The organism is Variovorax sp. V15 (assembly GCF_041154425.1).
In the GTDB taxonomy this organism is placed as follows: Bacteria; Pseudomonadota; Gammaproteobacteria; order Burkholderiales; family Burkholderiaceae_C; genus Variovorax; species Variovorax guangxiensis.
Map to the genome: position 1 here is coordinate 2,392,560 of NZ_AP028659.1, position 12,274 is coordinate 2,404,833.

Here is a 12,274-nt window from a genome sequence, read left to right on the forward strand (position 1 = left end):
TTGCGAGCGCGCCGCCGTCTTCATCCGCGGGACGCATGCCGCTGCTCGATGCGGCAAAGGGCGTCGCCTGCGCGGTGATCGTCGGACATCACCTTTCGCGCTACGGCCCGATGCCGGCGGGCGCATACGCGCTCGCACCCGATTTCTTCGCCTGGCTGGCCGACGAAGGGCGGCTGGCGGTTCAGGTGTTCCTGGTGATCGCAGGCTTCCTGGCGGCGGCCAGTCTTGCGCCCGACGGCACGCTGCGAGTGGACCGGCCGGTGGCGCGCATCCTGCAGCGCTATGGGCGGCTGATCATGCCGTATCTCGCCGCGCTCACCGTGTGCGTGCTGGTCGCGGCGGTCGTGCGGCCCTGGCTCGACGAAGAAGTGGTGCCGGCTGCGCCGACTTTCGGGCAATTGATCGCCCACGGCCTGCTGCTGCAGGATCTGCTGGGTTACGAGTCGCTCTCCACGGGCGTCTGGTACGTGGCCATCGACTTCCAGCTCTTTGCGCTGGCGTTGGTGCTGGTGGGGTTGCCGTCAATGCTGCAGCGCACCGGCGGCCCGGCACCGCAGGGCCTGCGGGCGCGATGGCTGCCCGTGGCGCTGGTCTTCGGGCTGGCAGTGGCTTCGCTCGCGCTCTTCAATCGCAATGCGGGGCTGGACGACACGGCCTTCTATTTCTTCGGCACCTACGGCCTGGGCATGCTTGTGTTCTGGATCGGGCGCGCGACGCGATACAGCACGTGGCAGAGCGCGATCGCGCTGCTGGCGCTGGTTGGGGCGGGCGCGCTGGCGATCGACTGGCGCAGCCGCATCGCGACCGCGCTGGTCACGGCGCTGCTGATTGCCATTGCTCAGCGGCGGAACTGGCTGTCGCCGAAGCACTGGCCCGCGACGGCGATGCCGCTGGTGCGGCTGGGGCGGATGTCGTATTCGCTGTTCCTCATCCACTTTCCGGTGCTGCTCGCCATGAATGCGGCGGTTGCGAATGCAGGTCCGCACGGCTCGTGGTTCGACGCGGCCGGCCTTGTGGCGACCTTCGGCCTGTCGGTGGTCGCCGCGGCGTTGCTCTATCGCTGGGTGGAAGCGCGCCCGGCCTCCTGGCGCGCGGTGTTCGCGCTGTTCGCCGCGCTGCTGGTCAGCGGAATAGTCGTTTCTCATTAAAGAACGGGCGCGCCGGCGCAGGCGCACCGTCCGAATCTTCCTGAACCGGTTGCGTTAGTGCGGGGGAGCGTGCAGTCTGCGGGCTCGTCAGCCGCCTCAGTCTCCGGTATGATTGTGGAGATTTCAGTAAATACTGAAAATTCACGAAACTAAGGAATGACCAAGCACTCGCCATCCCGATCGCCGCTGCGGGCTTTCGCGTCGCCTGACGTCGGCGGGGTGGTGCAGGGTGCCGCGTCGCTGTTCTGGTTGCCGCAAGCTGCGTTGCTGGCGATGGCTGTGCAGGGGCTGGCTTCGGGGCGCGGTTTCGATGCCGTGATCTGGCCTGCTGCCGCGATCCTGCTGCTGGGCCTGGCGAGAGCGGCTTGCGAGTCCTGGGGCGCGCGCCGGACTTTCACCCGTGCACGCGCACAGCTCACCGCGTTGCGCGCCCAAACCGCCGCCGCGCTGGCCGCCGGCTCTCCGCTGGATCGAAGCCGCGCGCATTCCGGGCTCGCGGCAAGCGTGCTCGCCGAGCAGGCCGAGGCGCTGGTTCCGTACCTCGTGCGGTACCAGCCCGCCCGTTGGCGCGCGACGGTGGTGCCGATCTTCATCCTGTGTGCGGTGGCTGCCTTTTCGTGGGTGGCAGCGCTGGTCTTGCTGTTCGCGGCACCGCTCATTCCGATCTTCATGGCCATCGTCGGCTGGCGAGCCAGGGCCGCGAGCGAAGCGCAGATGGTGGAGCTCGGCGGCATGAACGCCTTCCTGCTCGACAGGCTCCGTGGACTGGCAACGTTGCGCTCCCTGGGCGCTGTGGAACTCACTGCACAGCGCCTGGGCGATTCGGCCCAATCCCTGCGCCGCCGGACGATGGCCGTGCTGCGTATCGCATTCCTCTCTTCCGCCGTGCTCGAACTCTTCTCCGCGCTGGGCGTGGCATTGGTGGCTGCGTATGTCGGCTTCCACCTGCTCGGCTCCCTCGGCTTCGGCACCTGGGGCCGCACGCTGAGCCTCGGTGAGGGCCTGTTCGTGTTGCTGCTGGCGCCCGCGTTCTTCGAGCCGCTGCGCGACCTGTCGATGGTCTGGCACGACCGCGCCGCGGGCGAGGCTGCGCTGGAGGCACTCGACCGCCTGCAGCGCAACGACCTGCCTCTGCCCGGTGCGAATGCTTCGCTGACACGCGCCACGAGGAACGCCCACGCAGGCCCGCCGGCAGTCACCATCCACAACCTGCATTTCGCCTGGCCCGGCGAGCAGCAGGAGGTCTTCGACGGTTACGAGCTCCGCATCGCTCCCGGAGAGCACGTCGCCCTGATAGGTTCCAGCGGCAGCGGCAAGACCGCCTTGCTTTCCCTGCTCGCAGGTCTGGTGCCTGCCACGCACGGCGATATCTCCATCGGCGGCGTCGCGCTCACCAGCCACACGGTGGCCGTACTGCGCCAGCGCATGGGTTGGATAGGCCAGGCGCCGCACGTCTTCGCCGGTTCCGTCGAAGCCAACGTGGCGTTGGGGCGTCCGGATGCCGATAGCCAACGTGTGGCCAATGCCATGCACTTCGCATCGCTCGAAGCCGTGGCGCAGGCCCATCCCGTCACTTCGCTGGGCGAGGGGGGGCAGGGCTTGTCCGGCGGAGAGGCCGTGCGCCTCGCGCTCGCACGCGTCGCAGTCCACCCGCACGCCAATCTGCTGCTGGTCGACGAGCCCACCGCGCATCTGGACACCGAAACCGCCGAGCGAGTGATCGACGCGCTGATCACGCTGGCACGCGGCAAGACCCTCGTCGTCGCAACCCACGACCCGGTGCTCGCCGCACGCATGGACCGCACGATAAGCCTCGGCAGCGCAGAAGCGGTGGAGAAGGCCGCATGAGCAAGCCTTCCCACATAGGCACGAACTGGCGCGACCTGCGCCGGGGCCTGCGTCCCTTCCTCGCCACGCAGCCGCGCCGGCTGCTCCTGGGCGGCCTGCTCGCGGCGATCACGGTTCTCGCAGGAATGGCCCTGCTGGGCCTTTCCGGCTGGTTCATCACCGCGACGGCACTTGCCGGCCTGCATGCCGCCACAGCCTTCACCTTCGACGTATTCATGCCGTCCGCCGGCATCCGCCTGCTCGCGCTGGGCCGCACCGCATCGCGCTACGGCGAGCGGCTGGTGACGCACGACGCCACCTTCGCCGTGCTCGCCGAACTTCGTGTGCGCCTGTTCCGCGGCTGGGCCAGGGCCGAGGCAGCGCGCCAGTTGCTGATGCGCCCGGCGCGCCTGCTGTTCCGCCTCACCGCCGACATCGACGCGCTCGAATCGCTTTATCTCCGCCTGCTCGTTCCAGCGGCCGCTGCGCTGGGGGCCGCATTGCTCGCCGGCACGGTGCTCGGCTTCATGCATGTGGCGATGGGTCTTGCGCTGACGCTCTGGCTCGTGATCGCCGGCTGGGGCATCGCATTCCTCGTGGCAAGGCGCGCGCGCCGGCCAGCCGTGCGGCGCGCGCATGGCGTCGAGACGCTGCGCGCACGTGCCGTCGATCTGGTGGCAGGGCAGACCGACCTGGTGATGGCTGGCCGCATCGACGCGCAACGCGAGGCATTGATTGCTGCCGACGCGCAGCTTGCCAAGGCCGACCTCGCACTGAACAAGCTCGAGGCAGCCGCCGGTTTCGCCTACGGCAGCGCAGGCACCCTGACCCTCGTCGGCGTGCTGCTGGCCGTTGGCTTGCTGGTGAATGAGGGTGTCATCGGCGCACCGGCCGCAGCGCTGGCTCTGCTGGTGGCGCTCACGGCGACGGAGCCTTTCGCAGCCTTGCGCCGCGGCGCGCTCGACGCGGGCCGCACCTGGCTGGCGGTGCGGCACCTGGCGCCCCGCATGACTTCTTCCGCGGATGAGCCCGCCGCAACGGCGAAGGCTCCCGATTCCCGACTCGCACTCCAGCTGGAGGAAGTCACCGTAGCCCACGACGGCAGCTGCATCCCCGTCCTGACCGAAGCCTCATTGGCTCTGCAAGCAGGCGAGCGCGTCGCCCTCATCGGCGCCAGCGGCGCCGGCAAGTCCACGCTCCTCGCCGCCATCGCAGGCGAGATCGCCCCCCGTTCCGGCAGCGTCCTCGCCCAGCCAGCCTGCCTGCTGACCCAGCGCACCGAACTCTTCCAGGACAGCCTGCGCGACAACCTCCGCCTCGCAGCCCCCGAAGCCACCGACGAACGACTGCACGCCGTGCTGCAAGCCGCGGGGCTGGAAGAAGAGGTGCGTGCCTTGAGCACCGGCCTCGACACCCGCCTCGGCGAAGGCGGCCTCGGCCTCTCCGGCGGCCAGTCGCGCCGCCTCGCGCTGGCCCGCCTGCTGCTGCGCGACGTGCCGTTCTGGCTGCTCGACGAGCCCACGGAAGCGCTGGATGCAGCCACCGCGCACGACGTGCTGGATCGCCTCGCCCGGCATGCAGGCGCCCGAACCCTGCTGATCGCCACCCACTTGCGCCGCGAGGCCGCGCTCGCCGACCGCCTCGTGTGCATGAACCAGGGCCGCATCGTCGCCGACCTGCGGCGCGGCAGCGAGAGCTTCGACGCCGCGCTGCGCAGCCTGCGGCCCGACTGAATCCGGAAACGAAAAACAGGGAACACAAAGGAAGAACCCCCATGGACCTCGACATCGTCGCGCTATCGCGCCTGCAGTTCGCCGTCACGGCGCTGTACCACTTCCTGTTCGTGCCGTTGACGCTCGGACTCTCGATCATCATCGCCATCATGGAGACGGTCTACGTCATGACCGGCCGCGTGATCTGGCGCGACATGACGAAGTTCTGGGGCGTGCTCTTCGGCATCAACTTCGCGATGGGCGTGGCCACCGGCATCGTGATGGAGTTCCAGTTCGGCATGAACTGGAGCTACTACAGCCACTACGTCGGCGACATCTTCGGCGCGCCGCTGGCCATCGAGGGGCTGATGGCCTTCTTCATGGAGGCCACCTTCGTCGGCCTGTTCTTCTTCGGCTGGGACAAGCTCTCCAAGGTCGGCCACCTGATCGCCACCTGGGCCGTGGCCATCGGCTCCAATTTCTCGGCGCTGTGGATCCTCATCGCCAACGGCTGGATGCAGAACCCCGTGGGCGCGGCCTTCAACCCGCAGACCATGCGCATGGAAGTGACCGACTTCGCCGCCGTGCTGACCAACCCGGTCGCGCAGGCCAAGTTCGTCCATACCGTGTCGGCCGGCTATGTGTGCGCCGCGGTGTTCGTGCTCGGCGTTTCTGCGTGGTACGTGCTCAAGGGGCGTCACCTCGAACTCGCCAAGCGCTCGATGACGGTCGCGGCCTCGTTCGGCCTGGCCGCAGCGCTCTCCGTGGCGGTGCTCGGCGACGAGAGCGGCTATCTCTCGGGCGAGCACCAGAAGATGAAGCTGGCCGCCATCGAGGCCATGTGGGAGACGCAGCCGGCGCCCGCCGCCTTCACCGTGGTCGGCTTCCCCGACCAGGAGGCTCGCGAGACGCACTACGCGATCCACATTCCTGGCGTGATGGGCCTCATCGGCACGCGTTCGCTCGACACCGTCATGCCCGGCATCGACGAACTGGTGAAGCGCGCGGAGGTGCGCATTCGCGAAGGCATCAAGGCCTACGACGCGCTGCAGAAAATCCGCGAGGCCGGCGGCACCGACAAGGTGACGCAGGGCGTGCGCGGTGACTTCGAGGACAACGGCATCAACATGGGCTACGCGCTGCTGCTCAAGCGCTACGTGGACGACCCGCGCCAGGCCACCGACGAGCAGATCGCCAAGGCCGCGTGGGACACCGTGCCGCAGGTGGCGCCGCTCTTCTGGCTGTTCCGCGTGATGGTGGGCATCGGCGTGCTGCTGATCGTTCTGACCGGCACCTTCTTCGTGCTCTCCGCGCGCCGCAGGCTCGACAGCCACCGCTGGCTGCTGAAGCTCGCCGTGTTCGCGATCCCGCTGCCGTGGATCGCCATCGAGTCGGGCTGGCTGGTGGCGGAGTTCGGGCGCCAGCCGTGGGTGATCGAGGGCGTTCTGCCGACCGCGGTGGCCGTGTCGAACCTCGGCGTGAAGACGCTGCTGCTCACGCTGGCGGGCTTCATCGCGATCTACACCGCGCTGCTCGTCATCGAGATGAAGCTCATGCTCAAGGCCATCCGCAAGGGGCCGCAGGCCGAGCACGCGCCCGACGAGGGCGACACCCTCTCGCACATTCCGCCGGCCCACGCGGGCGCGGCCATCGCAACGCCTTCCACCGGGAGCGCAGCATGATCCTTCACACACTTCTCGACTACGACACCCTGCGCTTCATCTGGTGGCTGCTGATCGGCGTGCTGCTGGTGGGCTTCGCCGTCACCGACGGCTTCGACCTGGGCAGCGGCATGCTGCTGCCCTTCGCCGCGCGCAACGACATCGAGCGCCGCGTCGTCATCAACAGCGTCGGCCCGGTCTGGGAGGGCAACCAGGTCTGGCTGATCCTGGGCGGCGGCGCGATCTTCGCGGCATGGCCGCAGCTCTACGCCGTTTCCTTCTCGGGCTTCTACCTGGCGATGTTCGTGATCCTCACGGCGCTGATCCTGCGGCCCGTGGCCTTCAAGTTCCGCAGCAAGCGCGAGTCGCCGCAATGGCGCGCGCGCTGGGACTGGGTGCTGTTCTTCAGCGGCTTCGTGCCCGCGCTGATCTGCGGCGTGGCCGTGGGCAATGTGCTGCAGGGCGTGCCGTTCCGCTTCAACCCCGACATGCACATCTTCTACGACGGCAGCTTCTTCGGCCTGCTGAATCCGTTCGCCATCCTGTGCGGGCTGGTGTCCGTGGCGATGCTGGTGATGCACGGCGCCGCGTGGCTGCTGCTGAAGATCGCCGGGCCGGTGGCCGAGCGTGCGCGCAGCTACGGCATGGTTGCCGCCGTGCTCACCGTGGTGCTCTACGCGCTGGCGGGCGTGCTGCTGGCCACGAGCATCGGCGGCTTTCGCATCAGCAGCGTGATCGACGCGACGGGGCCTTCGAACCCCCTGCTCAAGACTGTCGAGCTGCATGCGGGCGCGTGGACCGCCAACTACGCGGCGCACCCATGGACGCTGGCGGCTCCGGCGGCTGGCTTCGTCGGCGCGCTCGGTGCGCTGCTGGGGCTCGCGCTGCGCCGCCCGGTGTTCGCGCTGCTCGCGGCTGCGCTCGGCATCGCCGGCATCATCCTCAGCGTGGGCGCCTCGATGTTCCCGTTCATCCTGCCATCGTCCATCGACCCGCGCGCCAGCCTCACGGTATGGGACTCGTCATCGAGCCACCTCACGCTGTTCATCATGCTGGTGGTCACGGCCGTCTTCATTCCGCTGATCGTGGCCTACACGAGCTGGGTCTACCGCGTGCTGTGGGGCAAGGTCGACGAACAGGCGATCCGCGACGAGAGCGGCCACGCCTACTGACCAATCAAAGGAGGAATCGAAGATGTGGTACTTCGCCTGGATTCTCGGCCTGCCGCTGGCGGCCGCATTCGCCGTGCTCAACGCCATGTGGTACGAGCTGATGGACGACGAGGCCGTCCGCAAGGCCAAGCTCGGGACGCCCGAGCCGTCATCGGGGCAGGAGCGGCTGTAGCCCCCCGGAAGAGGGCGGCCGGCTTACTCGGCAGCCTTCTTTTTCGACGCCGCGCCGCCGGTGATGCGGTCTTTCAGCGTCAGCACCTTCGTCACCGTCGCGCCCATGCCCATGAGCTTCATGGCGGTCTCGGGCGCGAGCCGCTGCACGTCGTCGAACCATTTCATCAGCCGGTCGATGAGGTCGTGCATCTCGCGCATGCGCTCCTGCGCGTGACGTTCGGCGTCGCTGCGGGGCGATTCGAGCAGCGCGTTGCGCAGCATCGAGAGCGTGGGTTCGATCTCGCGGCGGCGGCGCTCCTCGGCCAGCACGCGGAAGATTTCCCACACATCGGAAGGTGCCTCGAAGTATTCGCGCCGGTCGCCGGGGTGATGCCGCAGGTGCACCAGCCGCCATGCCTGCAGTTCCTTCAGGCCCATGCTGACGTTGGAGCGCGAGAACTCGAGCAGTTCGGCGATCTCGTCGGCGTTGAGCGCGCGCTCCGAGAGAAAGATCAGCGCGTAGATCTGCCCGACTGTGCGGTTGATGCCCCACTTGCTGCCCATCTCGCCGAAATGGGCGACGAACTGGCGGTTGAGGGGCGGGAGATCGGAAGAGTTGGCCATGCGCGGGATTGTCGCGCGGATGGCTGTAATTCCGGAAAGTCCTGAAAACTCAGTCGGCCTGCTGGCGTCGCCTGTACGAGCCCGGCGCGCCGCCGGTCCATGCCTTGAAGGCCCGCTGGAAGGCCGCGCTGTCGGCAAAGCCCAGCTCGTCGGCCAGCGCAGCCAGTGGCACGGTGCTGGTGTTGAGCCGCACGATGGCGAGGTCGCGCCGCAACTGGTCCTTCAGCGCCTGGAATGATGTGCCCTCGGTGGCCAGGTGCCGCTGCAGCGTGCTGACCGACATGTGCAGCACGCCCGCGGTGGTGGCGAGGTCGGCCCATGCCGGGCGGTGCTGCTGCAGCACCGCGCGCACCTTTGCGCTCACTGCCTGCTCGGCCAGCCGGGGCAGGATCACGTTGGCCGGAGAGGCCGCCAGGAAGGCCTGGATCTCCTGCGCGTCGCGGTGCACCGGCGTGTCGAGCGCGCTGGCGTCGAACCATACGGCCGACAGGGGCTGGCCGAACTGCAGCGGGCCCGGGAACACCTTGGCGTAGCCGTCGGCATAGGGCGGCGGCTCGAAGCCGAAGTCGAAGCGGCGAGCCTGCAGCCGGCCGCCGTGCAGCCAGGCGAAGAGCCGCCAGTACACCCGCAGCATCAGTTCGTGCAAAAAGTTCTGGTGCTTGGGCGGCTGGATGTTCAGCCGCAGCCCGAAGCCCGCGAGGGGGCCGTCGTGCAGCAGCACCAGCGAGAGGTCGTCCTGCAGCAGGTCGAATGTGCGGGCCACGCGGCGCAGCGCCACCTCGAAGGTGCGCGCGCCCAGGGTGGAGCGCGTCATCAGCGCGAAGCTGCCGCAGCGCAGGCGCCGCGTGAGAAAACCCAGCGCCTCGTCGTCCAGGCGCTCCATCAGCAGCGCGAAGAGGGCCACGTACTGCTCGGCCGTGACGCGGGCTGCGGCCTCGTCGAGGAGTGCCGGGGCGATGCCCGCGTCTTCCAGCGCCTTTTCCACGTCCACCAGCGCCTCGCCGGGCCGCGCGCGGATGCCCGACAGCATGCCGAGGACGAAGGCGATCGGGATGGTGACGGGCGGCTGCAGCATGTCTGTGTCGATTGACCTTTTCTGCCATGCGATCGAAGCGAAGTGCAATCGCCGGGCGGCGGCTGGATTTCTACCATGCGTCTGCACAAGAACGAGACGGAGACAAACCCATGTACCTGACCCAGGGCCTTCACCGGGCCGTGCAGCAGTGCCCCGACGCCATTGCCGTGCGTTTCGCCGGCCGTGTCCGGACATTCCGCGACTTTGCCGAACGCGTCGCCCGCCTGGCCGGCGCGCTGCAGCGGCTGGGCATGCAGGCGGGAGACCGCGTCGCCATGCTGTCGCTCAACTCCGACCGCTACCTGGAATACCAGATGGCCGTGCCCTGGGGCGGCGGCGTGCTCAACCCGTGCAACATCCGCTGGTCGGCCGCCGAGATCCTGTACTCGCTGGAAGACTCGGGCTCGGGCATCCTGCTGGTCGACGAGACCTTCCGCGCGGTCGTCGAGCAGATGCGCGGCCAGTCGAAGAGCCTGCGCGAGGTCGTCTACTGCGGCGACGGGCCCGTGCCCGCCGGCATGCACAGCTACGAGGGCCTGATCGACGCGGCGGCACCGGTGCCCGACGCCGTGCGCCGCGGCGAGGACCTGGCCGGCATCTTCTACACCGGCGGCACCACCGGCTTTCCCAAGGGCGTGATGCTGAGCCACACCAACATCTGCAGCTCGGCGCTCGCGGCGCAGGCGGAAGGGCTGGCACCGGCCGACGGCTGCTACCTGCATGCCGCGCCCATGTTCCACCTGGCCGACATGGGGCTGGCCACGCCGCACTGGTTCACGGGCAACACGCACGCCATCATTCCCATGTTCACGCCCGAGGGCGTGCTCGACACCATCGAGCGCGACCGCGTGACCAGCCTGCTGCTGGTGCCCACCATGATCCAGATGCTGGTGGACCACCCCGCGATGCGACAGCCGCGCGACCTGAGCAGCCTGAAGAACATCACCTACGGCGCCTCGCCGATCTCCGAGGCGGTGCTCAACCGCGCGATGGAGGCGTTCCCGGGCGTGGGCTTCGTGCAGGCCTACGGCATGACCGAACTCTCGCCCATTGCGACGCTCAACCCGGCCTACTTCCACACGGCGGAGGGCCGCAAGCGCGGCAAGCTGCGCTCGGCCGGCCGCGCCAGCGTGTGCATGGAAGTGCGCGTGGTCGATGCCGACGACAAGGAGGTGCCGCGCGGCACCGTCGGCGAGGTGGTGGTGCGCGGGCCCAACGTGATGCAGGGCTACTGGAACAAGCCGGAGCAGACGGCGGCCGCGCTGCGCGACGGCTGGATGCACACCGGCGACGGCGCCTACATGGACGACGACGGCTTCATCTTCGTGGTCGACCGCATGAAGGACATGATCATCAGCGGCGGCGAGAACGTCTACTCGGCCGAGGTCGAGAACGCCATCAACCAGCATCCCGCGGTGGCTGCCTGCGCCGTCATCGGCATCCCCAGCGAGGAGTGGGGCGAGGCGGTGCATGCCGTGCTGGTGCTCAAGCCGGGGCAGGGCGTGCAGCCCGAGGAGCTGATCGCCCACTGCAAGACGCTGATCGCCGGCTACAAGTGCCCGCGCAGCGTGGCCGTCGTCGATGCGCTGCCGCTCTCGGGCGCAGGCAAGGTGCTCAAGACCAAGCTGCGCGAGCCCTTCTGGCAGGGCCGGCAGCGCAGCGTGGCCTGAGCCCGCCCTACCTTTCTTTTCGAACTTCCAGACAAGGAGCCTTTCATGAGTCAAGACGTTCACGTGGTCGGAGTCGGCATGATCCCGTTCACCAAGCCGGGCGCGAACCAGCCCTATCCCCAGATGGCCGCACAGGCCACGAACACTGCTCTGAGGGACGCCGGCATCGGCTACGAGCTCGTGCAGCAAGCCTACGTGGGCTACGTGTACGGCGACTCCACCGCCGGCCAGCGCGCTCTCTACGAAGTGGGCATGACGGGCATTCCGGTCGTCAACGTCAACAACAACTGCTCGACCGGCTCGACGGCTTTGTTCCTCGCGCGCCAGGCGGTGGCCAGCGGCGCGGCCGACTGCGTGCTGGCGCTGGGCTTCGAGCACATGAGCCCCGGCGCGCTCGGCGCGGTGTTCAACGACCGGCCCAGCCCCTTCGACCACTTCGAGAACATCACCGACGAGCTGGTCGGCAACGAGCAGGTGCCGCTCGCGCTGCGCTACTTCGGCGGCGCCGGGCTGGCGCACATGCAGCAGTACGGCACGCAGATGTCGACCTTCGCGAAGATCCGCGCCAAGGCCAGCCGCCACGCGGCGAACAACCCAGTGGCGCTATTCCGCACCGTCGTCACCGAAGAAGAGGTGATGGCCGCGCCCGTCATGTGGCCCGGCGTGATGACGCGCCTGATGGCCTGCCCGCCCACCTGCGGTGCGGCGGCGGCCATCGTCTGTTCTCCCCGTTTCGCCGAACGCCATGGGCTGGACCGCAGCGTGCGCATCAAGGCACAGGCCATGACCACCGACCGCCCCATCACCTTCGAGAGCCGCGACATGCGCGAGGTGGTCGGCTTCAGCATGGCGCAGGAGGCCGCGCAGAAGGTGTACGACGCGGCCGGCGTCGGGCCGCAGGACGTCGACGTGGTCGAACTGCACGACTGCTTCGCGCACAACGAGCTGCTGAGCTACGAGGCGCTGGGCCTGTGCCCGGTGGGCGGCGCGGAGAAGTTCGTGGTGGACGGCGACAACACCTATGGCGGCAAGGTCGTCACCAACCCGTCGGGCGGGCTGCTGTCGAAGGGACACCCGCTGGGCGCGACGGGGCTGGCGCAGTGCACGGAGCTGGTCCAGCAGCTTCGCGGCACGGCAGAAAAGCGGCAGGTGGAGGGCGCGCGGCTCGCGCTGCAGCACAACCTGGGGCTGGGCGGCGCCTGCGTGGTCACGCTCTACGAGCGCGTCTGAGA

At 68.6% G+C, this 12,274-nt stretch carries 10 protein-coding genes; 8 read left to right on the top strand and 2 right to left on the bottom strand.

All coding sequences use genetic code 11. The features are described from left to right. Positions 1 to 35: 35 nt before the first annotated feature. The 6 genes from ACAM57_RS11255 (at position 36) to cydX (ending at position 7,692) form a co-directional block, all read left to right on the top strand. Entirely contained in the window at positions 36 to 1,148 is a 1,113-nt protein-coding gene (locus tag ACAM57_RS11255) for an acyltransferase (protein WP_126022136.1), read from the top strand. 156 nt (positions 1,149 to 1,304) lie between these two features. Beyond that, positions 1,305 to 2,996 (top strand): thiol reductant ABC exporter subunit CydD, encoded by a 1,692-nt coding sequence (gene cydD / locus ACAM57_RS11260; protein WP_369661693.1) that lies wholly within the window; start codon positions 1,305 to 1,307, stop codon positions 2,994 to 2,996. After that, positions 2,993 to 4,708: a thiol reductant ABC exporter subunit CydC gene (gene cydC / locus ACAM57_RS11265; RefSeq protein ID WP_369661694.1), complete on the top strand. Its 1,716-nt coding sequence runs from the start codon at positions 2,993 to 2,995 to the stop codon at positions 4,706 to 4,708. The genes cydD and cydC overlap by 4 nt, the downstream gene beginning before the upstream one ends. Positions 4,709 to 4,749: 41 nt before the next feature. Continuing rightward, positions 4,750 to 6,369 carry a cytochrome ubiquinol oxidase subunit I gene (locus ACAM57_RS11270; RefSeq protein ID WP_369661695.1) on the top strand — a complete coding sequence of 540 codons (1,620 nt, stop codon included), beginning with the start codon at positions 4,750 to 4,752 and terminating at the stop codon, positions 6,367 to 6,369. After that, a complete protein-coding gene (gene cydB / locus ACAM57_RS11275) occupies positions 6,366 to 7,520 on the top strand; it encodes a cytochrome d ubiquinol oxidase subunit II (protein ID WP_369661696.1) in 1,155 nt (384 codons plus the stop codon). Before ACAM57_RS11270 ends, cydB begins: the two co-directional genes overlap by 4 nt. A gap of 22 nt (positions 7,521 to 7,542) precedes the next feature. Beyond that, on the top strand, positions 7,543 to 7,692 hold the full coding sequence (cydX, locus tag ACAM57_RS11280; protein WP_093201312.1) for a cytochrome bd-I oxidase subunit CydX: 150 nt from the start codon (positions 7,543 to 7,545) through the stop codon (positions 7,690 to 7,692). Between the two features lie 23 nt (positions 7,693 to 7,715). On the opposite strand, the gene ACAM57_RS11285 is transcribed toward cydX, so the two are convergent. Both ACAM57_RS11285 and ACAM57_RS11290 read right to left on the bottom strand, forming a co-directional pair. After that, entirely contained in the window at positions 7,716 to 8,297 is a 582-nt protein-coding gene (locus ACAM57_RS11285) for a GbsR/MarR family transcriptional regulator (protein ID WP_184636773.1), read from the bottom strand. Between the two features lie 49 nt (positions 8,298 to 8,346). After that, positions 8,347 to 9,372, bottom strand: coding sequence for an AraC family transcriptional regulator (locus ACAM57_RS11290; RefSeq protein ID WP_369661697.1), 1,026 nt, complete (start codon positions 9,370 to 9,372; stop codon positions 8,347 to 8,349). A 110-nt stretch (positions 9,373 to 9,482) separates the two neighbouring features. Here ACAM57_RS11290 and ACAM57_RS11295 point away from each other — a divergent pair, with 110 nt between their 5' ends. Both ACAM57_RS11295 and ACAM57_RS11300 read left to right on the top strand, forming a co-directional pair. After that, positions 9,483 to 11,042, top strand: coding sequence for a long-chain-fatty-acid--CoA ligase (locus tag ACAM57_RS11295; protein ID WP_369661698.1), 1,560 nt, complete (start codon positions 9,483 to 9,485; stop codon positions 11,040 to 11,042). A 45-nt stretch (positions 11,043 to 11,087) separates the two neighbouring features. Next, the gene (locus tag ACAM57_RS11300; protein WP_369661699.1) at positions 11,088 to 12,272 is read left to right on the top strand and encodes a lipid-transfer protein; all 1,185 of its coding nucleotides are present in this window, start codon (positions 11,088 to 11,090) and stop codon (positions 12,270 to 12,272) included. The last annotated feature ends 2 nt before the right edge of the window (positions 12,273 to 12,274 follow it).